Origin of the sequence: Enterobacter cloacae complex sp. SHL001, from assembly GCF_049236825.1 — a bacterium.
GTDB lineage: Bacteria > Pseudomonadota > Gammaproteobacteria > Enterobacterales > Enterobacteriaceae > Enterobacter > Enterobacter hormaechei_C.
Window position 1 is genome coordinate 447366 of sequence record NZ_JBMKIP010000004.1, and the last position, 20866, is coordinate 468231.

Annotated in this window: 24 protein-coding genes; 8 read left to right on the top strand and 16 right to left on the bottom strand. The window is 55.4% G+C overall.

From position 1 onward, the window contains the following. Positions 1–8 precede the first annotated feature (8 nt). Positions 9–1418, bottom strand: a complete 1410-nt coding sequence (gene cycA / locus ACOTYH_RS14220; RefSeq protein ID WP_032652302.1) for a D-serine/D-alanine/glycine transporter — start codon at positions 1416–1418, stop codon at positions 9–11. A 314-nt stretch (positions 1419–1732) separates the two neighbouring features. Next, positions 1733–2353: an FKBP-type peptidyl-prolyl cis-trans isomerase gene (fklB, locus tag ACOTYH_RS14225; protein ID WP_008502892.1), complete on the bottom strand. Its 621-nt coding sequence runs from the start codon at positions 2351–2353 to the stop codon at positions 1733–1735. Between the two features lie 231 nt (positions 2354–2584). Here fklB and ACOTYH_RS14230 point away from each other — a divergent pair, with 231 nt between their 5' ends. After that, positions 2585–3223 (top strand): OapA family protein, encoded by a 639-nt coding sequence (locus tag ACOTYH_RS14230; protein WP_015572481.1) that lies wholly within the window; start codon positions 2585–2587, stop codon positions 3221–3223. Positions 3224–3269: 46 nt separating this feature from the next. Here the strand turns inward: ACOTYH_RS14230 and ACOTYH_RS14235 are convergent, their stop codons facing one another. The 5 genes from ACOTYH_RS14235 to rpsF form a co-directional block, all read right to left on the bottom strand. Further along, positions 3270–4199, bottom strand: a complete 930-nt coding sequence (locus ACOTYH_RS14235; RefSeq protein WP_017383942.1) for a DMT family transporter — start codon at positions 4197–4199, stop codon at positions 3270–3272. Between the two features lie 152 nt (positions 4200–4351). Then, on the bottom strand, positions 4352–4801 hold the full coding sequence (rplI, locus tag ACOTYH_RS14240; protein WP_006810372.1) for a 50S ribosomal protein L9: 450 nt from the start codon (positions 4799–4801) through the stop codon (positions 4352–4354). Positions 4802–4842: 41 nt separating this feature from the next. Continuing rightward, on the bottom strand, positions 4843–5070 hold the full coding sequence (gene rpsR / locus ACOTYH_RS14245) for a 30S ribosomal protein S18 (protein WP_000135199.1): 228 nt from the start codon (positions 5068–5070) through the stop codon (positions 4843–4845). A gap of 4 nt (positions 5071–5074) precedes the next feature. Then, positions 5075–5389: a primosomal replication protein N gene (gene priB, locus ACOTYH_RS14250; protein WP_003856035.1), complete on the bottom strand. Its 315-nt coding sequence runs from the start codon at positions 5387–5389 to the stop codon at positions 5075–5077. Positions 5390–5395: 6 nt separating this feature from the next. Continuing rightward, positions 5396–5791 carry a 30S ribosomal protein S6 gene (gene rpsF, locus ACOTYH_RS14255; protein ID WP_003856034.1) on the bottom strand — a complete coding sequence of 132 codons (396 nt, stop codon included), beginning with the start codon at positions 5789–5791 and terminating at the stop codon, positions 5396–5398. A gap of 339 nt (positions 5792–6130) precedes the next feature. On the opposite strand from rpsF, the gene yjfY reads away from it, so the two are divergent. Further along, a complete protein-coding gene (gene yjfY / locus ACOTYH_RS14260) occupies positions 6131–6406 on the top strand; it encodes a DUF1471 family protein YjfY (RefSeq protein WP_017383944.1) in 276 nt (91 codons plus the stop codon). A 135-nt stretch (positions 6407–6541) separates the two neighbouring features. On the opposite strand, the gene ACOTYH_RS14265 is transcribed toward yjfY, so the two are convergent. The 6 genes from ACOTYH_RS14265 to ulaA are packed head-to-tail and all read right to left on the bottom strand — an operon-like array spanning position 6542 to position 10949. Further along, on the bottom strand, positions 6542–7228 hold the full coding sequence (locus ACOTYH_RS14265) for an L-ribulose-5-phosphate 4-epimerase (RefSeq protein ID WP_032671496.1): 687 nt from the start codon (positions 7226–7228) through the stop codon (positions 6542–6544). Continuing rightward, positions 7221–8081 (bottom strand): L-ribulose-5-phosphate 3-epimerase, encoded by an 861-nt coding sequence (locus ACOTYH_RS14270; RefSeq protein WP_015572478.1) that lies wholly within the window; start codon positions 8079–8081, stop codon positions 7221–7223. The genes ACOTYH_RS14265 and ACOTYH_RS14270 overlap by 8 nt, the downstream gene beginning before the upstream one ends. Positions 8082–8090: 9 nt before the next feature. Then, positions 8091–8741, bottom strand: a complete 651-nt coding sequence (gene ulaD / locus ACOTYH_RS14275; RefSeq protein WP_017694667.1) for a 3-keto-L-gulonate-6-phosphate decarboxylase UlaD — start codon at positions 8739–8741, stop codon at positions 8091–8093. A 12-nt stretch (positions 8742–8753) separates the two neighbouring features. Beyond that, on the bottom strand, positions 8754–9221 hold the full coding sequence (gene ulaC, locus ACOTYH_RS14280) for a PTS ascorbate transporter subunit IIA (RefSeq protein WP_017694668.1): 468 nt from the start codon (positions 9219–9221) through the stop codon (positions 8754–8756). Positions 9222–9230: 9 nt separating this feature from the next. Next, positions 9231–9536, bottom strand: coding sequence for a PTS ascorbate transporter subunit IIB (gene ulaB, locus ACOTYH_RS14285; protein ID WP_003856022.1), 306 nt, complete (start codon positions 9534–9536; stop codon positions 9231–9233). Positions 9537–9548: 12 nt separating this feature from the next. Continuing rightward, positions 9549–10949, bottom strand: a complete 1401-nt coding sequence (gene ulaA, locus ACOTYH_RS14290; protein WP_017694669.1) for a PTS ascorbate transporter subunit IIC — start codon at positions 10947–10949, stop codon at positions 9549–9551. Between the two features lie 359 nt (positions 10950–11308). Between ulaA and ulaG the strand changes: the two genes are divergently transcribed. After that, complete coding sequence (gene ulaG, locus ACOTYH_RS14295) at positions 11309–12373, top strand: L-ascorbate 6-phosphate lactonase (protein ID WP_033487877.1); 1065 nt, start codon at positions 11309–11311, stop codon at positions 12371–12373. Between the two features lie 110 nt (positions 12374–12483). Further along, positions 12484–13239 carry an HTH-type transcriptional regulator UlaR gene (gene ulaR, locus ACOTYH_RS14300; protein ID WP_128772044.1) on the top strand — a complete coding sequence of 252 codons (756 nt, stop codon included), beginning with the start codon at positions 12484–12486 and terminating at the stop codon, positions 13237–13239. Here the strand turns inward: ulaR and yjfP are convergent. Beyond that, a complete protein-coding gene (gene yjfP, locus ACOTYH_RS14305; RefSeq protein WP_023302960.1) occupies positions 13236–13958 on the bottom strand; it encodes an esterase in 723 nt (240 codons plus the stop codon). The genes ulaR and yjfP overlap by 4 nt on opposite strands. Before the next feature lie 137 nt (positions 13959–14095). On the opposite strand from yjfP, the gene bsmA reads away from it, so the two are divergent. The 3 genes from bsmA to ACOTYH_RS14320 all read left to right on the top strand — a co-directional run bounded on the left by bsmA (position 14096) and on the right by ACOTYH_RS14320 (position 16951). Then, positions 14096–14425 carry a biofilm peroxide resistance protein BsmA gene (bsmA, locus tag ACOTYH_RS14310; protein ID WP_017383949.1) on the top strand — a complete coding sequence of 110 codons (330 nt, stop codon included), beginning with the start codon at positions 14096–14098 and terminating at the stop codon, positions 14423–14425. Between the two features lie 148 nt (positions 14426–14573). Further along, on the top strand, positions 14574–14849 hold the full coding sequence (yjfN, locus tag ACOTYH_RS14315) for a DUF1471 family protease activator YjfN (RefSeq protein ID WP_003856009.1): 276 nt from the start codon (positions 14574–14576) through the stop codon (positions 14847–14849). Between the two features lie 170 nt (positions 14850–15019). Further along, on the top strand, positions 15020–16951 hold the full coding sequence (locus ACOTYH_RS14320; protein WP_128772045.1) for a methyl-accepting chemotaxis protein: 1932 nt from the start codon (positions 15020–15022) through the stop codon (positions 16949–16951). On the opposite strand, the gene ACOTYH_RS14325 is transcribed toward ACOTYH_RS14320, so the two are convergent. After that, a complete protein-coding gene (locus ACOTYH_RS14325; RefSeq protein ID WP_040117115.1) occupies positions 16948–18570 on the bottom strand; it encodes an isovaleryl-CoA dehydrogenase in 1623 nt (540 codons plus the stop codon). The genes ACOTYH_RS14320 and ACOTYH_RS14325 overlap by 4 nt on opposite strands. 195 nt (positions 18571–18765) lie before the next feature. Here ACOTYH_RS14325 and ACOTYH_RS14330 point away from each other — a divergent pair, with 195 nt between their 5' ends. Further along, positions 18766–20040, top strand: coding sequence for an MFS transporter (locus ACOTYH_RS14330; protein ID WP_015572471.1), 1275 nt, complete (start codon positions 18766–18768; stop codon positions 20038–20040). 91 nt (positions 20041–20131) lie between these two features. Here ACOTYH_RS14330 and rlmB read toward each other — a convergent pair whose 3' ends face one another. After that, entirely contained in the window at positions 20132–20863 is a 732-nt protein-coding gene (gene rlmB, locus ACOTYH_RS14335) for a 23S rRNA (guanosine(2251)-2'-O)-methyltransferase RlmB (protein WP_015572470.1), read from the bottom strand. Positions 20864–20866 lie beyond the last annotated feature (3 nt).

The following is a 20866-nucleotide window of genomic DNA, read 5'->3' on the forward strand; positions in this document are numbered from 1 at the left end:
CAACATGCTTAGCGCATGCCCGCCATACGTTTCTTACCGATAAACAGCCAGCCAAGCCCCAGCGCGATAAACCACAGCGGCGTGACCATCAGCGCCTGTCGGGTATCTTCTTCCAGCGTCAGCAGCACCAGCACGAAGACGAAGAACGCCATGCACACCCAGCACATCATCTTGCCCAGCGGCATCTTGTAGATCGACTTCTCGTGCAGGTGTGGACGCTGCTTGCGGTACACCAGGTACGAGCAGAGGATGATGGTCCAGACGAACATAAACAGGATCGCCGACACCGTGGTGATCATGGTGAACGCGCCGATTACGCTCGGGTTGACGTAGAGCATCACCACACCGCCCAGCAGACAGATGCAGGAGAAGGTCAGCCCTTTCGCTGGTACCGCGCGTTTAGACAGTTTGGCAAACGCGCTCGGAGCAACGCCCTCCTGCGCCAGGCCGAACAGCATACGGCTGGTGGAGAAGACGCCGCTGTTCGCGGAAGAGGCCGCAGAGGTCAGCACCACGAAGTTAATCAGGCTCGCGGCAGCAGGCAGCCCCACCAGCACGAACAGCTCGACGAACGGGCTCTTGGTTGGCACCACCGAGCTCCATGGCGTCACGGACATAATGACGATCAGCGCGAACACGTAGAACATGATGATACGCAGCGGAATGGAGTTAATCGCGCGCGGCAGGGATTTCTCCGGATCTTTGGTTTCCGCCGCCGTGGTACCGACCAGCTCAATCCCGACAAACGCAAACACCGCAATCTGGAAGCCGGCAAAGAAGCCGCTGATACCTTTCGGGAACCAGCCGCCGTCATTCCACAGATGGGCAAACGAGGCCTGTACGCCGGTTGGCGACTGGAAGTGCGTCAGCACCATCACCAGCCCGACGACAATCAGCGCGATGATGGCGACGATTTTGATCATCGCGAACCAGAACTCCATCTCACCGAACATTTTAACGGTGGCGAGGTTCAGGCTCAGCAGCAGAACAATCACCGCCAGCGAAGCCACCCAGTCCGACAGGCCGGGGAACCAGAATTGGGCGTAGGCCGTAATAGCGACAACATCCGCCATGCCGGTAACCACCCAGCAGAACCAGTAGGTCCAGCCGGTAAAATAGCCCGCCCACGGGCCGAGCAGGTCTGACGCGAAGTCGCTGAAGGATTTGTATTCGAGATTCGAGAGCAGCAATTCACCCATTGCACGCATCACGAAAAAGAGCATAAAACCGATGATCATATAAACGAAGATGATCGACGGGCCGGCAAGACTGATGGTTTTGCCCGAGCCCATAAACAGCCCGGTGCCGATGGCTCCACCAATGGCAATAAGCTGAATGTGACGGTTCGTGAGATTTCGCCGTAGCGACTGTTCAGACGTCGCCTCTTCTGCGGCGGCGACTTTGACCTGATCTACCATGTGATATTTTCCTGTTTATGCCTGTCTGTGTTGTTAAGGCTCTTCTGGCCTTTATATACGCCAAATAAATGACGGACCCTGTGTAAGGACTAATCGATAGTAGGTAAGAATCGGCGGGATGAATACTATGATTTGAATATTATGTTAATAATATGTTGAAAGTGAGTGTCATATCACTCATACAGCGCGAAACAGCTCACAAAAATACACGTAACAGTTTCGTTTGCAATACAAAATGTTGATTTCGTCGTAACTCCGGGTTTTATCGCTATTTTCCTCTCCCCGATCGGAGAGAGGAAAATAAGAAAAACCGATTACAGGATTTCCAGCAGCTCGACTTCAAACACCAGGGTGCTGAATGGCGGAATGGACGCGCCAGCGCCACGCTCGCCGTAAGCCAGGTTGTGCGGGATAGTGAGTTCCCATTTGGAACCTACTGGCATCAGGGTCAGGGCTTCGATCCAGCCTGCGATAACGCCGTTGACCGGGAATTCAGCCGGTTCGCCACGCGCGACGGAGCTGTCGAACACGGTACCGTCGATCAGCTTACCGGTGTAGTGTACGCGAACGTGGTCGGTACGCGCCGGGATTGCGCCATCACCCTGATTGATTACGCGGAACTGCAAGCCGGACTCGGTGCTGTTCACGCCTTCACGCTCACGGTTCTCTTCCAGATATTTCACGCCTTCTGCCGCCATCTCTTCGAAACGCGCGCGACGTACGGCGTCAGCACGTTCGTGGATTTCACGCAGCGCACGGTGCACAACGTCAACCGGCACAGCGGGCTGCTTGCCTTCCAGCGCGTCAGCGATACCCGCCACCAGCGCTTCCGGTAACAGACCTTCCAGGCCGGATTCGCTCAGCTGCTGTCCTACCTGCAAGCCGATGCCGTAGCTTGCCTGCGCTTCGATAGTGTCAAAAGTCGGGGTGGTCATGGGTTTTCCTTCCATCACATTTAAAGTAGCGGGCAGCATATCAGCCATGCCCTTATGGGTAAAACTTTGTCTTAAGTAAAGGTGACAAACTGCGACGAAACGGAAACAATAGTAGCCGTCAGGATTTTCCCTAATATATGTCACGAAAGCTGGCTTTGTTACGCCCATCAGGCAGTTAGCAAACTACACTTCTCAGGACAGGATAAAAAGACGCGGAGCAGGAGGAGAGCCATGCCCGGGCGATTTGAACTGAAACCTACCCTGGCGAAAATCTGGCATGCGCCGGATAACTTTCGCATCATGGACCCGCTGCCGCCTTTGCACCGCAGAGGCATTATTATCGGCGCGTTGCTGATCGTCATCGGCTTCCTGCTTCCTTCCGGCAGTGACAACGTTGATACCGCGCCGGTCAGCCGGAATGCTGAGCTGGATATCCAGTCGCAAAGCCAGCCGCAGCCTGATTCACAGCCGATGCAGACGCAGCTGGTCACACCGTCTAACGATCCGGGCCAGGTTGCGCCGGTTGAACCTGAACCGGTTCAGGAAGATCAGGAGCAGGCCGCCGCCCCTTCAGAGCCACAGGCGCAACAGCCCACCGGCATTGAGCAGCAGTGGCGTTCGTATCGCGTAGAGCCTGGGAAAACTCTTGCCCAGCTGTTCCGCGACCACAATCTGCCAGCAACGGATGTGTATGCCATGGCGCAAGTCGAGGGGGCAGGCAAACCGCTCAGCAACCTGCAAAATGGTCAGATGGTGCAGATCCGCCAGAATGCCAGCGGGGTGGTGACCGGGTTAACGATCGATACCGGAAACGGGCAGCAGGTACTGTTTACCCGTCAGCCGGACGGCAGTTTCATCAGAGCACGTTAATGGCCCAGGCCGGGTAAGGCGATGCCGCCACCCGGCACTTTTGTTCTCAGGCACGCCGTTTATTCACCCACCAGATCCCCGAGCAGACCAGCACCAGCGCAATCGCGTATTTGATGTCCAGAATGTTTTCGCCGAGGAAGATGGCGGAGAGCACCGTCCCTGCTACAGGTATGACAAAGTTGAACGGGGCAATCATACTCACGCGGTTTACTTTCAGCAGCGCGCTCCACAGGGCGAACGCCACGGATGAGAGCAGCGTCAGATACCCCAGCACGGCGACGGCTTTCATGCTGTGCACCTCCAGCGTCCCGCCCGTGGCATAGCCTCCCGCAACCAGTGCCGCCCCGCCTATCCCAAGCTGCCAGCCAGTCATCACCGTCGGGTCAACGGTCTGGGAAATGCGTTTCCCGTAAAGCGTGGCCGCAGAGAGAATAAAGGCGGCCAGCACCACAAATCCGTCACCTTTCCAGACAAACTGGAACTCACTTAACCCGCTGTGGAAGTTCACCAGCATAACCCCGGCAAAGCCCAGAACACATCCCAGCGTTTTGTTATAGCTGAGTTTGTCGTTGTGGTAGATAAAGTGCGCCAGCAGCACGCTGAAGAAGGTCCCGGTGGCATTCATGATGGAGCCGTTCACCCCGGTCGTGTAGGCCAGGCCGATATAAAAGAAGGTGTACTGGAGGGAGGTCTGCGTCAGTCCGAGGATCGTGAGCTGGCCAAACTGCGTGGGCGTGAGCCTGCCAATCGGTTTTCGCTGGGCCAGGGCAAAAAGCAGCAGCAACGCGCCGGCAAACAGAAAACGGTATCCGGCAAAGACGACTTTGGAGGGGATATCATCGGTCGCGATTTGAAAGAGTTCGTAGCCACTTTTAATGGCCGGGTACGAGCTTCCCCAAAGCAGACAGCAGAGCGTGGCGCAGGCATAGGCCACATTTCGACGGGCAAAGACGGGCGTGGGCAGAGCAGTATCCATGACAAATCTCATAAATAAAATTGCGTTTCAATTTATTATCAGAGAATGCGTCAGGAATAGCGACCTTACAAGAGCAAAAGATGACGCAGGGTCACGCTAAAAAGCAAAACGCCGGCACAAGGCCGGCGCTTCGACGCGAGCAGAGTAAAAAATTACTCAGCTACTACGTTAACAACCAGTTTAGCGAACACTTCGCTGTGAACCTGGAAGTCAACTTCGTGCTCACCAGTGGTACGCAGAACGCCGTTCGGCATACGAACTTCGCTCTTAGCCACTTTAACGCCTGCCGCAGTAACTGCATCAGCGATATCGCGGGTACCGATGGAACCGAACAGTTTACCTTCGTCGCCAGCTTTAGACGCGATAGTAACGGTGCCCAGTGCGTTGATTGCTTCAGCGCGAGCGTTAGCAGCCGCCAGAACGTCAGCCAGTTTGGCTTCCAGTTCAGCACGACGTGCTTCGAAAAACTCTACGTTTTTCTTAGTAGCTGGAACAGCTTTACCCTGTGGAACCAGGAAGTTACGAGCGTAACCCGCTTTAACGTTTACCTGATCACCCAGGCTGCCCAGGTTTGCTACTTTATCAAGCAGAATAACTTGCATTACCTTATCCTCTTAAAGTCGTATTAATGGACCGTGCCCGATTACTGATGACGATCAGTGTACGGCAGCAGAGACAGGTAGCGAGCGCGTTTGATAGCGCGAGCCAGCTGACGCTGATATTTTGCACGAGTACCGGTGATACGGCTTGGGACAATCTTACCGCTTTCGGTGATGTAGTTTTTCAGCGTTGCGATATCTTTATAGTCGATCTCTTGAACGCCTTCCGCGGTGAAACGGCAGAACTTGCGACGACGGAAATAACGTGCCATATGGCTAGTCTCCAGAATCTATCAAATCAATCTGCTCGGCATGCAGAACCATTTTGCTCAGGCCGTTCTTTGCCTTGTGGCAAGAAATGAACCCCTGAACGATTACTGCACTACCGACCGTTAAACTGTGAGTAATGGCCTGGTTTTCGTGTCCGCTAATAATTACGGGCATTTGGCACCACGCCTGCCGGTGAAACCCGGCTTCCTCTTGCACAGAACGATGCTCAAGCACGAACTGGCAATGCGGAATTCCTGATGGGCTGACCTTTCGAAGGGGGGTCCTGCACACGGTGCCGGACAACACCAGACGGTTGGTCATCAGAAATTACTCTTCAGAATCCCCAGCATCAGAATCATCTGCGGTTTCGTTTGCGAAATCATCGCGACGCTCACGGCGCTCGTCTTTCGCTTTAACCATCGGAGATGCTTCGGTCACTGCGTGTTTGGTACGCATAACCATGCTGCGGATAACGGCATCGTTGAAGCGGAAGGTAGTTTCCAGCTCATCGATCACTTCCTGCGGAGCTTCAACGTTCATCAGAACGTAGTGTGCTTTGTGCAGTTTGTTGATCGGGTAAGCCAGCTGACGGCGACCCCAGTCTTCCAGACGGTGGATCGTGCCTTCTGCACCAGTGATGGCAGCAGAGTAACGCTCGATCATGCCCGGAACCTGTTCGCTCTGGTCAGGGTGGACCATAAAAACGATTTCGTAATGACGCATCGAATTGCTCCTTACGGATTATTCAGCCTCCTGTCTGGGTCAGCCGAGGCCCGGGGAGGCAAGGAACGTGTTAAAGGTCGGCTGAAAAATTGACGCGTCATAATACTTGCGCCCCCCAGGAAACTCAAGCTGATTGCACAAATAATTCGCACAAAGGGTAAAGCTGTTCTAAGTGGGTGATTTAAAATCGCACTCATCAGAAGCGCTGTTTTTTTGAACAACACCATCAGAAATGGTCACCCATCGCAACCCGGGTAGCGATTACACTTTAATCAGAGACACTGAACAGAGAAGGAGACATTACCCCGTATCACAGCACGCAGTCGTGGAGCGCATATCATGAAAAGAATCGCAATCGCCATTTTGGCTGCGCTTTTGCTCAGTGCAAACGCGATGGCAGCCATCAGAATAGACAGCCAACAGGCCAGAAACATGGATGATGTGCAGAGCTTAGGCGTTATTTACATCAATCATAACTTCGCCACTGAAAGTGAAGCAGATCAGGCGCTTAATGAAGAAACCGATGCGCAGGGCGCAAAATACTATCACGTCATGCTGACACGTGAGCCCGGCAGCAACGGTAATATGCACGCCAGTGCAGATATTTACCAGTAACGCTTTATCGCTAGCACCAGGAAAGCCAACGAAAATCAAAGCCATATATAATTTGCCCCCTGCCCGGGGGCTTTTTTTATGAATGGCTCCGGAATACCACCGGTTACAACTGTTTCGGTATTCCAGAGCACTTATTCACTTCTGCCCGTAGTAAGCATTCGGGCCGTGCTTACGCATGAAATGCTTGTTCATCAGGTAATCATCAATGCCCTGAAGCTGTGGGTTAATGCCGCGCGCAATCCACGCCATTCTGGCCACCTCTTCCATCACCACCGCGTTATGCACGGCGTCATGCGCATCTTTACCCCAGGAGAACGGACCATGCTGGTACACCACAATACCCGGCGTATGCAGTGGTTCCGTCTCACCCAGCGTTTCGATAATGACCCTGCCGGTGTTAAGTTCGTACTCGCCTTCGACCTCAGCCTGCGTTAACGCTCGCGTGCAGGGAATATCGCCTAAGAAGTAATCTGCGTGCGTCGTACCCAAAGCAGGGATCGCCAGCCCGGCCTGTGCCCAGGCGGTGGCGTGCGTGGAATGGGTATGCACAACACCCCCCAGAGACGGGTAACGCTGATACAGCGCCAGGTGGGTTGCCGTATCTGAAGAAGGGCGCCATTTGCCTTCAACGACGTGTCCTTCCAGGTCAACCACCACCATATCGTCCGCTTTCATGGCGTCATAGGCCACGCCGCTCGGCTTAATCACCACTAGCCCCTGCTCGCGATCGATGGCGCTTACGTTGCCCCAGGTAAACGTCACCAGTCCATAGCGCGGGAGATCCATATTGGCTTCAAAGACCTGCTGTTTCAGCTTAAGCATGTTCCGCCTCCATCAGCCCTGCCCGCGCCATGCGCTCGCGCACCCAGTCCCGGGCTTTCGCCACTTCTGCCGCCGGGTCGTCCGCGGTTTCGCTCCACATCTCAATCAGGTAAGGCCCGCAATAACCTGTCTGTTTGAGCGTCTGGAAGCACCGTTCGAAATCCACCACCCCGGTGCCGAACGGTACGTTTTTAAACACGCCAGGACGGGTATCTTTAACGTGCACCGCCACGATATGCCCGATGCCCGCCTGAAGCTCCATCTGTACATCGTTATCCCATGCCGACAGGTTTCCGATATCCGGATAAAGCTGGAACCATGGGTTGTTCAGATAGTGCGCATAGCCCAGCGCCTTGCTGATGGAGTTCATCAACGGATAATCCATGATCTCCATCGCCAGCGTCACCTGCGCACGGCTTGCCATCTCAACGCTCTCTTTCAGGCCCTCCCGGAAACGACGGCGCGTTTCATCGTTGGCTTCCTGATAGTAAACATCGTAACCCGCCAGTTGGATCACGCGGATGCCGACATCCTGTGCAAAGCGAATGGCTTTACGCATGATCTCCAGCCCTTCGGCGCGTACAGCATCATCTTCGCTGCCAAGCGGAAAACGACGATGAGCGCTCAGGCACATGGATGGCACGCGCACGCCGGTTTCGGCAATGGCGCTCACCAGCGCCAGACGCTGGTCGCGGCGCCAGTCCAGGCGAGAAAGACGCTCGTCCGTCTCATCCACAGACATTTCGACAAAATCGAAACCCAGCTGCTTCGCCAGCTGCAACCGCTCCAGCCAGCACTCCCCCGCAGGGAGTGCCTTTTCATAGATGCCAAGCGGGACCTGTTTTGACAACATACCCGCTCCTTAACCCCAAAGCTGTGCGATTGAGCGTTTGAACTGACGCGCCGCCTCCACCGGAGACGCAGCATCACGAATGCTACGACCGGCAATAAAGACGTGAATCGGGATACCCTGGAACAGCGGCAGATCCTCCAGCGCCAGGCCACCGGTGACGGTCACTTTGAAGCCCATATCGGCCAGACGTTTGATCGCGCTGATATCGGCTTCGCCCCACGCCACGCCTGCGGCCTGCGCATCACGGCTACGGTGATAAACCACCTGCTGGATACCCGCTTCGCGCCACTCCTGCGCCTGCTCCCAGGTCCAGAAACCAGTCAGTTCAATCTGCACGTCGCCGTTGAACTCTTTCGCCACGTCCAGCGCGCCTTTCGCGGTGTTGATATCCGCACAGCAGATCACGGTGACCCAGTCGGCGTTGGCTTCAAAGCACATGCGAGAGAGGATTTTGCCCGCGTCGGCGATTTTGGCATCCGCCAGCACGATTTTATGCGGATAGAGCGCCTTCAGGTCACGAACCGCACGAACGCCTTCGCCCACGCACAGAATGGTGCCGACTTCGATGATGTCCACTTCTTCCGCAATCAGACGGGTGGTTTCGTAAGCGTGAGACAGAGTCTGGTTATCCAGCGCGACCTGCAACATTGGTAATGACATTTTAAATTCCTCTTAAACGGCCGCCGCAGTGGCGTTATCAATTAAATCCAGCACGTCCTGCGCGGTACGACAGGCGCGTAAACGGTCAAAATTTGCTTCATCATCAAACAGATTGACGATCTGCATGATCCCCACCTCCTGGTGGGTGTTGGCATCGACAGCCGCCATGGTGATCAGAATGTCGACCGGGTCGTTATCTTCGTGGTTGAACACCAGTGGTTTTTTCAACGTCACCAGCGCAAAACCGGTTTTCTTGACGCCCTCTTCGGGACGGCCATGCGGCATTGCCAGCCCCGGGGCAATCACAAAATAGGGTCCAAACTGCGCCACGCCATCCAGAATGGCCTGGTAATAATGCGGCTCGACAACGTCCGCCTTAACCAGCAGGTCCACGCCCAGCTTCACCGCTTCCTGCCAGGTGCTGGCTTCGGCCTGTAAAAGGATGGAGTTATTCTCTGCCAGCGAATCACGTAGTTTCATGTGGCATCCTTACTTCACGTCTTGTGGGAAGTGTTCTTTGATCACTTCCAGCAGCTTTGGCCCGAAATCCGCAGGCGACAGCATGTTGCGTACGCCTACCACGTATTTGTTGCCCGACACGCTAATCTCGCCGGCAATGTGCGTTGAGGCGATGATGATGTCCGCGCCGTTCAGTTCACTTTTGTATTCACCCACTGCGCAGCTGTTCACCGTGTGGTCAATGTTTGACTGGGTTAAAAACTGGTCCACTTTCATCTTCATGATCATGGAGCTACCTTGCCCATTGCCACACACAGCCAGGATACGTACGGTCATAATCGAAACTCCTTAATGAGCAGACACTTCTGCTGTTTGTTTTTCTGCATCTTCTTCAGCCCGCAGCGAACGGCCAGCGAAGAACATATAAGCCAGGGCAATCAGGATGATGACGGCCATAAAGACCAGCCCGACGGACGCAAAGCCCTGCATCATCGGCGGCGCCAGAATTGACCAGTCCGCCATGCCCATCCAGGCGCTCATGCCGGTGAGCTTGACCGCCCACACGCACCCGAAGATTTCAATCATGCCCATCACCAGGCAGATCTTGAGCGCTGCGCGCCATCCGCCGAAGTGGTTAGCAAATACGCCAATAGTGGCGTTGGAGAAGAACATCGGGATAAAGCCAGGAATAATCAGGATTGAGGAGCCACAGCCCACCAGGATGCCGACCGCAATCAGCTGGCCGATGGTGCCCCACATAAAGCCCCAGACGACGGCGTTTGGCGCAAAGCTATAGATAGCCGCACAGTCAATCGCCAGCACCGCGCCAGGGATCAGGCGCTGGGAGATGCCGTTAAACGCTTCCGACAGTTCGGCGACGAACATACGCACGCCCTGGGTGATGATGAAAATGGCCACCGCGAAGGAGAAACCGGTTTGCAGGATATAGACCGTCCAGTGGGTTTTACCCGCCATCGCCTGCACCACGTCAATGCCAAAGGAGAGCAGGATGGCACCGAAGAAGATGGTCATCACAATTGCCGTGGAGACGATGTTGTCGTGGAAGATATTCAGCCAGCCAGGCAATTTGAGATCTTCAACACTCTCCTCTTTTTTGCCCAGGTACGGCGCGACTTTGTAAGCAATCCAGGAGGCGAACTGCTGCTGGTGACCGATGGAGAAGCCGCAGCCGTCCGTAACGTCCTGCGTTGGCTTATACATCATGTTGGAGGTGATACCCCAGTAAAGCGAGACCAGTATTGCCGTGCAGATGACGGTGGTCCACATTGGGTAGCCGAAGATATAGAGAGAAACCGCAATCAGCCCCGCCTGCTGGAACATGATGTGCCCGGTGAGCATGATGGTGCGAATACCGGTGATGCGGCGCAGGAGCACGTAAATGATGTTCAGCGCCAGCGCGAGCAGTACCGCATACCCAACCCAGCTGTACGCATCCCCCATACGATCGATGGTGGCCATCATGGACGCGTAAGTGTCAGAGATGGCGCCGTTAATGCCGTACACCTCTGACATTTTGGCAACAACCGGCTTAAACGTGCTGGTCAGAATGCCAGACCCCGCCTGCAACAGCATAAAACCAATGATGGTTTTGATGGTGCCTTTGATAATCACGCTGACGCTTTTGCGCAGCAGGATGTACCCCAGGCACGTCACGATACCCAGCAACAGCGGGGCGTTGGTCATTACCTGATTAAAGAACACGGTAAAGACGTTGTAGAGGATCTCCATAACTCTCTCCAGAAAATGAGAACACGAGGGGCAATCCCTGTGTGGTTGGTGTCATCACTCTATTAATCACAAATAATCATCACAAGATTGCATTTGATTATTTGTGACGGATCACGCAATTTATTTCCATGGTATTAGTAATGATTTTCACTACCAATCCAAACAAATAAATAAATTCTTAAATTTCAATATATTAATCATTTATAACGGTTATCTTAACAACGTCATGAAGTTTTTTCTGTGAGGTGGCGAGGGGAATTTTCCGCAAATCAGCCATTGCAAATCGATTAAAACAGTGCCAGCATTAATCACAACAAGTCATATAGTGATTACTTTTGATTAAAACCAGGAGTCAAACGATGAGTAAAGTGAAAACCATCACCCGTGAATCATGGATTCTGAGTACCTTTCCGGAGTGGGGTAGCTGGCTGAACGAAGAGATCGAGCAGGAACAGGTTGCTCCTGGCACATTTGCGATGTGGTGGCTGGGCTGCACCGGGATCTGGCTGAAATCAGAAGGCGGCGCCAACATTTGTGTTGATTTCTGGTGCGGCACCGGCAAACAGAGCCACGGCAATCCACTGATGAAAAAAGGCCACCAGATGCAGCGTATGGCCGGCGTTGAAAAGCTCCAGCCGAACCTGCGCACCACGCCTTTCGTGCTGGATCCTTTTGCCATTCGTCAGATCGACGCCGTACTCTCTACCCACGATCACAACGATCATATCGACGTGAACGTGGCGGCAGCGGTAATACAAAACTGCGCGGACGACGTACCGTTTATTGGGCCGCAGACCTGCGTGGATTTGTGGATTGGCTGGGGCGTGCCAAAAGAGCGCTGCATCGTGATGAAGCCGGGCGACGTAGTGAAAATCAAAGACATTGAAATTCACGCGCTGGATGCCTTTGACCGTACCGCGCTGATCACCCTGCCTGCCGACCAGAAAGCCGCAGGCGTACTGCCAGACGGGATGGATGAGCGCGCGGTGAACTACCTGTTCAAAACGCCTGGCGGTTCCCTGTATCACAGCGGTGACTCCCACTACTCCAACTATTACGCGAAGCACGGTAACGAGCATCAGATTGACGTGGCGCTTGGCTCTTACGGTGAAAACCCGCGCGGGATCACCGACAAAATGACCAGCGCAGACATGCTGCGTATGGCCGAAGCGCTGAACACCAAAGTGGTGATCCCGTTCCACCACGATATCTGGTCAAACTTCCAGGCCGATCCGCAAGAGATCCGCGTCCTGTGGGAGATGAAAAAAGACCGCCTCAAGTATGGCTTCAAGCCGTTCATCTGGCAGGTTGGCGGCAAGTTCACCTGGCCGCTGGATAAAGACAATCTTGAGTACCACTACCCGCGTGGTTTCGATGATTGCTTTACGATTGAACCCGATCTGCCGTTCAAATCCTTCCTCTGATTCTGAGGCCCAATCGCCAGACCTTGCGTCTGGCGATGTCATATTTATCTTAGTAATTTCACGCTATTTCAAATATCATCTTTTCAAATCAATTCTTATCGGAATAGCTCATGACGGAAGCGCAACGGCATCAAATTTTACTGGAACTCCTGGCGCAAACAGGGTTTATCACCGTCGAGAAAGTGATCGAACGTTTAGGGATCTCCCCCGCTACCGCGCGGCGGGACATTAACAAGCTGGATGAGGGCGGCAAGCTGAAAAAAGTCCGCAACGGTGCAGAGGCCATCAGCCAGCAGCGTCCACGCTGGACGCCGATGAACATCCACCAGGCGCAGAATCACGATGAAAAGGTGCGGATTGCCAGAGCGGCATCACAGCTGGTAAATCCTGGAGAAAGCGTGGTGATCAACTGCGGTTCGACGGCGTTTCTGCTGGGCCGTGAGATGTGCGGCAAGCCGGTGCAGATCATCACCAACTATTTGCCGCTGGCCAACTATCTCATTGACCAGGAACATGAAAGCGTGGTGATCATGGGCGGCCAGTATAACAAGAGCCAGTCCATCACCCTTAGCCCGCAGGACAGTGAAAACAGCCTCTACGCCGGGCACTGGATGTTTACCAGCGGCAAAGGTCTGACGGCGGATGGCCTGTATAAAACCGATATGCTCACCGCAATGGCAGAACAGAACATGCTTAACGTAGTGGGCAAACTGGTGGTGCTGGTCGACAGCAGCAAGGTCGGTGAACGCGCCGGCATGCTTTTCAGCCGCGCCGAGCAAATCAGCATGGTGATCACCGGCAAAAACGCCAACCCCGAGATCCTCAGCAAGCTGGAGGATCAGGGTGTCACAGTGCTGCGCGTTTAAAGGTGCTGACGGAAGAATTCCACGGTTGACTCCAGCGCGGCCGGGGTAATACGGTGCCGGACACCTGCTCCCCACAGGCAGGTCAGATTGCTGTCCAGCCCTTCGCGCTGTAGCGCCTGTTGCAGGCGGAACGTTTCACCGGGCGGTACGACGTCATCGGCGTCCCCATGCCACAGAAGCAGCGGACGATCGGCCAGCTGCGAAAGCGCATGGCTGACGTCCCATTCAGACAACAGGGCCTCAATCTCCTGAGGGGCCTGCGGCGGGAACAGCGTCTTTGCCAGTGATGTAAAGTAGCCCGATCCCATCAGGCAAGCGACGGACGTCACCTCCGGATGCCTGGCCATGATCCCCAGCGCCGTCATTCCGCCCATTGATGCGCCTGCGACCGCCAGCCGTTTCCCCTCCACCAGCCCGGCCTGCAAGAGCGCGTCACGCAGCCCGGCGAACTCGGTCAGATTGCCGTGCAGCGTTTGCCAGAACAGCCCCAGCCGCGCCTGCTCATCGCCCGTAAAGCGTGCCCCATGATTCGGCGCATCAGGCATGACCACCCGGAAACCGGCCTGCGCCAGCGCGACGGCAAAATAGCTGTAGACCAGCTTCGAGGAGAGAAAGCCATGATAGAAAACTACCGTCGGCAGCGGCTGTTCACCTTTACCAGCCGAAAAAGCATGGATGATTTCATGCCCACTCAGCTGGCGAGTTTCAATTTCAATCATTGTCGATCCTGTGCTGATGAATGATTCATAATGTTGAGAGCTGGATTACGGTTTCACGATATTTTCATTCGAAATCTACGTCCCAGATAACACTTCGGGAACATTCCCCCAAAACTAAATTCGCAGACAACTACACTATGGCTATCAGGAAAAGAGACAGGTTTATGCGCAGGCTTACGGCTTTATTGCTGGTCTCACTGCTCAGCGGATGTTCCATATTGCAGGGTACGCCAGAACCGGCGCCGCCGGTTACCGATCATCCTCAGGAAATTCGTCGTAATCAGACGGAAGGATTACAACGCCTGGGTACCGTATCCGCGATGGTTCGTGGTTCCCCGGATGATGCAGAAGACGCAATTGAAGCACAGGCAGTTGCCGCAAAAGCAGATTATTACGTCATCACGATGATTGATGAAACCATTATTACGGGACAGTGGTACGCCCAGGGAATTTTGTACCGTAAGTAAGCATCATCATTTGAACGACTTTTACACTGCTTTGCGTCCGTAGACATTTTCCTGTCCACAATAAACTCCATGCCAGCAACAATGGAAATGAGTTTATTCGCGAAGGATTGCCCGGCGGATACCGGAGACACGTGAAAAGGAGCTGACGATGAAACGAACCCTTGCTTTAACGACGCTATTGCTTTCAGCGGGCCTGCTGAGCACCACGGCGCAGTCGGCCGAATTTGCCAGCGCGGATTGCGTCACGGGCCTGAACGAGATTGGTCAGATCTCCGTCAATAATATCACGGGGAGTCCGCAAGACGTTGAACGTGTCGTCGCCCTGAAGGCCGATGAACAGGGCGCATCCTGGTATCGCATCGTCCAGATGCAGGAAGATCACCATGTTAATCACTGGCGCGTGCAGGCCATTCTTTATGCATAATCCCTTCCGATAAAAGCCACTTAATTTTAGTGGCTTTTCACTTTTGCAAATTTTTTACCTCTCCCGAAACTTAATAAAAACAAATATGTAACATTCAGTTACATTAAACAGATAAACGTTCTCTTCGCTCTGCCGTTGAACAGCCATCACTTTTCAATAATGAGCAATTTATGATCACCTTTTTCCGCCGGGCAGGTCTGGGCACGAAGCTATCGCTGCTAACAGGTGCAAGTGTCGCCACGCTTTTTTTGCTGTTCACTTTTCTGTTGAGCCACAACGCCAGCCAGCAGCTTGAAGATCTTGCGGTTGAAGACCTGCATAACCAGTCCACCGGCATGGTGGATATGGTAGAGATGTTCAACACCAGCCTGAGCGAAGAGGTTGAAAGCTATACCCGTCTGTTCACCACCTTTTTGCCACAGCCGCTGAACAGCGACAGCAGCCAGAGCCGGACCATAAACGGGCTTACCGTTCCTCTGCTGAAAGGCGGCGAAACGGAGTTGCATGAAAACAATACGCTTTCTGATGACTTCCTGAGCCGAACGGGCGCCATCTCGACGCTGTTTGTCCGCAGCGGTAACGATTTTATCCGCGTGGCCACGTCGCTGCGCAAAGAGAATGGCGACCGCGCCATCGGAACCGTTCTTGATACCACCAGCCCGGCATTTGCGGCTGTCACCAAAGGGGAGGTCTATCGTGGCCTCGCGCTTCTGTTCGGCAAGCGCTATATCACGCAGTACCAGCCTGTTAAAAATGCGGAAGGCCAGGTTATCGGGATTATCTTTGTCGGCGTGGACATCACCCATTCGTGGAACGTCATGCGCGAGAAAATCCTTAACCGTCGTCTGGGCGAGAGCGGCCACTTCTTTGTACTGGATCGCAGCAGCGGCAAAACGCGCGGACAGTATCTGTTCCATGCCAGCGATGAGGGCAAACTGCCCAACTGGGACACGGCGACACAGCAGCAGCTTCTGAGTGATAAAGCCGGCACGCTGGAGCGCGTGAGCGCAGATGGCCGTACGCTCAAAGTTGCCTACACGCCGCTGCCGGGCTGGAACTGGACCATCGTGGGTGAAGTGGATAAAGCCGTACTGCTTTCAAGCGTCACCACGCTGCGCGATCGCTTCCTGATGGCGGGCGTGGTGCTATCCGCGCTCTTCGCGGGCCTGTTCGTTATCCTCATTCGCCGGATGCTAACCCGCCCACTGCGCGCAGTGATCGCGCTTGCCCGGCAGTATGCCGCAGGCGATCTGCGCGCCAGCCTGCCGGTAACCCGCCAGGATGAGGTCGGCCAGCTGATTGATGCCATCAACGGGATCGGGGGCGGCCTGCAAAAAATTGTGTTGCAGGTCCGCGAGGCCGCAAGCGAAATCCATCTGGGGACTAACGCGCTGGCTTCAGACACCGGCGAGATCTCTGAACAGATCAACAAACAGGCCAGCAGCGTTGAGGAGACCTCCGCCAGCATGGAGCAATTAGCCGCCACCGTGCAGCAAAATGCCGCCAACATGGAGCAAACTCAGCAGCTGGTGGGGGAAACCTCACGCGCGGTGCATCAGGGTGGAGAGACGGTGACCCACGCAGTTTCCACCATGGATGATATTCGTGATGCATCGAAACGCATTGAAGACATTACCCGCGTGATTGAGTCCATCGCTTTCCAGACCAATATCCTGGCGCTCAATGCGGCGGTTGAAGCGGCGCGGGCGGGCGAGCACGGGAAAGGTTTCGCAGTGGTGGCGCAAGAGGTGCGCGCCCTGGCCGCACGCAGTGCCAACGCGGTAAAAGAGATTGAACAGCTGATTGGCGACACGCTGAACAAGGTGAGCGAAGGCCATGCGCTGTCTGAGCAGACGCGTCTGGCGATGGATGCCATCATTGTTCATATCGATAACATCAGCCAGCTTGTCACCGAGATCAACCACGCCTCCCGCGAGCAGTCTGCGGGGATTGGTCAGGTGAATCTGGCGATGACGCACATCGGTGAGGCATCGCATATCAATGCCGATCGCATCTCACGCAGCGAGCAGACGGCACAGACGCTGCGCGAGAAGGGTTCACATCTCACCCGGCTGGTGAGCCTGTTCCATCTGAAAGCTTAACCGACCCGGCCCGTGGCGCGCAGCAGCAGGTCGGTTTGCACCTGTTCGCTCATCAGCGTGCCGCCTCGGGTATCCAGCATCATGCGGCACCACGCCTGCGCCACGGGCGGCGATGCGTGCCGCAGCATCTGGCTTCCGGCCCCGAGTAAAAAGAGCTGCCGCGCGATCTCCCTGCCCTGCGCTTCCTGCGGTTTACGCAGCTTCTGCTGTAGCTGCCGCCAGCTGCGATCGAAATGCCTGTCCTGGCCTTTGACCTGCGCGAAATCATCGGCGAGCAGGTCGAGAATACCCGACTGCTTCGCCAGTACGCGCAGTACATCCAGGCACATAATATTGCCAGAGCCTTCCCAGATGCTGTTGACGGGCATTTCACGGTACAACCGTGGAAGCTCACTCTCTTCGCAATAGCCTGCGCCGCCCAGCACCTCCATTGCCTCTGCCACAAACGGTATGCCCGCTTTGCAGACGCTGTATTTTGCCGCCGGAGTGAATAGCCGCGCCCATGCGGCCTCCTGCGGGTCGGTGCGGTTGTCCCACGCCCGGGCGAGTCGGAACAGCAGTGCCGTGTGTCCCTCCAGCACCAGCGCCATACGGCTTAGCACGTCGCGCATTAACGGCTGGTCGATCAGATTTTTGCCGAAGGTCTGCCGCTGATGGGCATGATAAAGCGCCACCGAGAGCGCACGGCGCATCAATCCGTGGCTGCCAAGCGCACAGTCAAAGCGCGTCAGCCCGCCCATCTTCAGAATTTGCCGGACACCTTCACCCTCTTCGCCCAGCAGCCAGCCGTAAGCATCAAGGAACTCAGCCTCACTGCTGGCATTTGAACGGTTACCGAGCTTGTCCTTCAGACGCTCAAGGCGCACGGCATTACGTTGCCCGTCGGGTAAAAAACGCGGAACAAAAAAGCAGGAAAGCCCGCCCTTCGCCTGCGCCAGCACCAGATGCGCATCGCTCTGCGGCACGGAGAAAAACCATTTGTGCCCCACCAGCCGGTAACTGCCATCACTGCATTTCTCTGCTTTGGTGGTATTACTGAGTACGTCCGAACCGCCCTGCTTTTCCGTCATCCCCATACCGATCAGCAGGCCGCGCTTTTGCGCCCCCGGCGCGAGATGGGGATCGTAGCGATCGCTCATCAGCGGCGTTAACCAGTTGTCAAACGGTTTGGGCAGTGACTGTAGCAACAGCGGCGTGGCGGCGAAGGTCATGGTCACCGGGCATAGCGTTCCCGCCTCCACCTGAGCATGCAGCACAAAACGCGCGGCCCGGGCGACGAACGATCCTTTCCTCGCCTCCTCCTCCCACGCCAGGTTGTGCACCCGGTTGGCGCAAAGCCCCTGCATCAGAAGATGCCATGCCGGATGAAAGCGGACGTCATCCAGCCTCGCTCCCGTGGCGTCATAACGCAGCAGCTCCGGCGGATTAACGTTCGCCAGCCTGCCCAGCTCCAGCGACTCCGCCGTACCCAACTGCTGTCCGATGCTGGCAAGAAGATCCACATCCCACTCAGCCCCTTCGCGCGCTACCGCATCGCGCAGGGCGCAATCAGAGAGAAAAAGGTTGCTATTCGATAGCGGTGCAGGTTGATTAAAAACGGTATGTGTCTGCCAGTGCATGCTGTCTCCCACCTTTCATTGGCAATAAAGGTAAGTATGGACAGAGGGCATGCACGCTGCATGGGAGGGGGGTCACACGATGACGATCGTGTTGATATCATTCGTGAAATAGCTCACAGAACATAAGAATAAACTATTTCATTACTTCACCAATGCTGAATAATTTATTCTTACCCCGTTTATGTGAGGATCGTTATGCAACAGGATGCGCACAAGCGTGCATTAATTGCAGGCTCCATCGGTAATTTCATCGAGTGGTATGAATTTGCGGTCTACGGTTTTCTGGCAACGGTGATTGCCAGAAACTTCTTCCAGCTTGAGGGGGAAGCGGAGCTCACCAGCCTGATCCTCACCTGGGCCTCGTTCGCCATCGCTTTCTTCTTCCGTCCGCTGGGTGCAGTGGTCTTTGGCCGCATTGGCGACAGGATTGGCCGCAAACCGACGCTGATTATAGTGCTGGTATTGATGACGCTCGCCACCGCTGCCATCGGTATTGTGCCGGTCTACGCCAGTATCGGGATTGCCGCGCCGCTGATCGTTACGCTCCTGCGTATTCTGCAAGGACTGTTCGCGGGCGGTGAGTATGGCGGTGCGGTCTCATTGATGACGGAGTTCGCCCCGCGCGGCAAGCGCGGTCTTTACGGGGCATGGCAGTCCTTTACCGTGGCGCTCGGGCTGTTAGCGGGCGCAGGCATTGTCGCGTTGCTCTCTGCCCTGCTCTCCCCTGAAGCCTTGCACGACTGGGGCTGGCGCATTCCGTTCTTCCTGGCGCTGCCGATGGGTGCGGTCGCGCTATGGCTGCGGGTGAGCATGGAAGAGACGCCGAGCTTTGTGCAGCAACGGGAAAAACCGGTTGTTACTCAGGCCAGCACCGCCGCCACGTTCAAAACCATCCTGATGGGCATTGGCCGCGTGATGGTCTGGTCTGCGGCGGGTTATACCTATCTGGTGATTATGCCGACCTATCTGCAATCTGCGCTGCACACCGGTTTTAACCAGGCGTTACTGATTGCGGTGATTTCTAACATTGGGTTTGCGCTCACGATCATTCCGTCGGGCATGCTGAGCGACAGGATCGGGCGGCGCACGGTGATGATTATCGCCACCGTGCTCCTGCTGATCCTCGCCCTGCCGCTGCTGAAAATTTTGCAGGCGGAATCCAGTACGCTGGCAGTCAAAGCGATTGTGGTGCTGATTGCGGGGGGTCTGGTTGGGATGCTGGCAGGGCCGGGGCCGGCAATGCTGTCTGAGATGTTCCCGACGCGCGTGCGTTATACCGGGCTGGGGCTGGCCTATTCTCTGTCGAATGCGATCTTCTCGGGCTGTGCGGGGCTGATCATTACCGGGCTGATTAAAGAGACGGGCAATCTGGATATTCCGGCGTACTACGTGATGGCAACGGCGGTGGTGAGTATTTTCGCGCTGATGACGCTGAGAAAGGATGACCATTTACGGTCGTTAGAGGAGTGAGATTGTTGCCCGGTGGCGCTACGCTTACCGGGCCTACGGTACCATGCTTTTGTAGGCCGGGTAAGGCGAAGCCGCCACCCGGCACAACAGGCTACCCGCGCTGACGCACCGCTTCAAACAGGCAGATACCCGTCGCAACAGAAACGTTCAGGGACGATACGCTGCCCGCCATCGGGATGCTGATCAGCTCATCGCAGTGCTCGCGCGTCAGACGACGCATACCTTCGCCTTCCGCTCCCATCACCAGTGCCATACGGCCGGTCATTTTGCTCTGGTACAGGGTGTGATCCGCTTCACCGGCTGTTCCTACGATCCAGATATTTTCTTCCTGCAACAGACGCATGGTGCGCGCCAGGTTAGTCACGCGGATTAACGGGACGTTTTCCGCCGCGCCGCAGGCGACTTTTTTAGCGGTAGCGTTAAGCTGCGCGGAGCGATCTTTTGGCACAATCACCGCATGCACGCCTGCTGCATCGGCGCTACGCAGGCACGCGCCCAGGTTATGTGGGTCGGTTACGCCATCGAGGATCAGGAAGAACGGGTTCTCCAGCCCGGCGATCAGATCCGGCAGATCGTTCTCCTGATACTGACGGCCCGGCTTCACGCGCGCGATAATGCCCTGGTGTACAGCACCTTCGCTTTTTTCATCCAGATACTGGCGGTTCGCCAGCTGGATCACTACGCCCTGCGCTTCCAGCGCGTGGATCAGCGGCATCAGACGTTTGTCTTCACGCCCTTTCAGAATAAAAACTTCCTGAAAACGCTCCGGCGCGCGCTCCAGCAGGGCCTGCACCGCGTGGATGCCGTAAATCATTTCACTCATTGA

Coding starts and splice junctions, on each gene's coding strand:
- cycA (WP_032652302.1), bottom strand. CDS start 1,418: ATGGTAGATCAGGTCAAAGTCGCCGCCGCAGAAGAGGCGACGTCTGAA.
- fklB (WP_008502892.1), bottom strand. CDS start 2,353: ATGACCACCCCGACTTTTGACACTATCGAAGCGCAGGCAAGCTACGGC.
- ACOTYH_RS14230 (WP_015572481.1), top strand. CDS start 2,585: ATGCCCGGGCGATTTGAACTGAAACCTACCCTGGCGAAAATCTGGCAT.
- ACOTYH_RS14235 (WP_017383942.1), bottom strand. CDS start 4,199: ATGGATACTGCTCTGCCCACGCCCGTCTTTGCCCGTCGAAATGTGGCC.
- rplI (WP_006810372.1), bottom strand. CDS start 4,801: ATGCAAGTTATTCTGCTTGATAAAGTAGCAAACCTGGGCAGCCTGGGT.
- rpsR (WP_000135199.1), bottom strand. CDS start 5,070: ATGGCACGTTATTTCCGTCGTCGCAAGTTCTGCCGTTTCACCGCGGAA.
- priB (WP_003856035.1), bottom strand. CDS start 5,389: ATGACCAACCGTCTGGTGTTGTCCGGCACCGTGTGCAGGACCCCCCTT.
- rpsF (WP_003856034.1), bottom strand. CDS start 5,791: ATGCGTCATTACGAAATCGTTTTTATGGTCCACCCTGACCAGAGCGAA.
- yjfY (WP_017383944.1), top strand. CDS start 6,131: ATGAAAAGAATCGCAATCGCCATTTTGGCTGCGCTTTTGCTCAGTGCA.
- ACOTYH_RS14265 (WP_032671496.1), bottom strand. CDS start 7,228: ATGCTTAAGCTGAAACAGCAGGTCTTTGAAGCCAATATGGATCTCCCG.
- ACOTYH_RS14270 (WP_015572478.1), bottom strand. CDS start 8,081: ATGTTGTCAAAACAGGTCCCGCTTGGCATCTATGAAAAGGCACTCCCT.
- ulaD (WP_017694667.1), bottom strand. CDS start 8,741: ATGTCATTACCAATGTTGCAGGTCGCGCTGGATAACCAGACTCTGTCT.
- ulaC (WP_017694668.1), bottom strand. CDS start 9,221: ATGAAACTACGTGATTCGCTGGCAGAGAATAACTCCATCCTTTTACAG.
- ulaB (WP_003856022.1), bottom strand. CDS start 9,536: ATGACCGTACGTATCCTGGCTGTGTGTGGCAATGGGCAAGGTAGCTCC.
- ulaA (WP_017694669.1), bottom strand. CDS start 10,949: ATGGAGATCCTCTACAACGTCTTTACCGTGTTCTTTAATCAGGTAATG.
- ulaG (WP_033487877.1), top strand. CDS start 11,309: ATGAGTAAAGTGAAAACCATCACCCGTGAATCATGGATTCTGAGTACC.
- ulaR (WP_128772044.1), top strand. CDS start 12,484: ATGACGGAAGCGCAACGGCATCAAATTTTACTGGAACTCCTGGCGCAA.
- yjfP (WP_023302960.1), bottom strand. CDS start 13,958: ATGATTGAAATTGAAACTCGCCAGCTGAGTGGGCATGAAATCATCCAT.
- bsmA (WP_017383949.1), top strand. CDS start 14,096: ATGGCTATCAGGAAAAGAGACAGGTTTATGCGCAGGCTTACGGCTTTA.
- yjfN (WP_003856009.1), top strand. CDS start 14,574: ATGAAACGAACCCTTGCTTTAACGACGCTATTGCTTTCAGCGGGCCTG.
- ACOTYH_RS14320 (WP_128772045.1), top strand. CDS start 15,020: ATGATCACCTTTTTCCGCCGGGCAGGTCTGGGCACGAAGCTATCGCTG.
- ACOTYH_RS14325 (WP_040117115.1), bottom strand. CDS start 18,570: ATGCACTGGCAGACACATACCGTTTTTAATCAACCTGCACCGCTATCG.
- ACOTYH_RS14330 (WP_015572471.1), top strand. CDS start 18,766: ATGCAACAGGATGCGCACAAGCGTGCATTAATTGCAGGCTCCATCGGT.
- rlmB (WP_015572470.1), bottom strand. CDS start 20,863: ATGAGTGAAATGATTTACGGCATCCACGCGGTGCAGGCCCTGCTGGAG.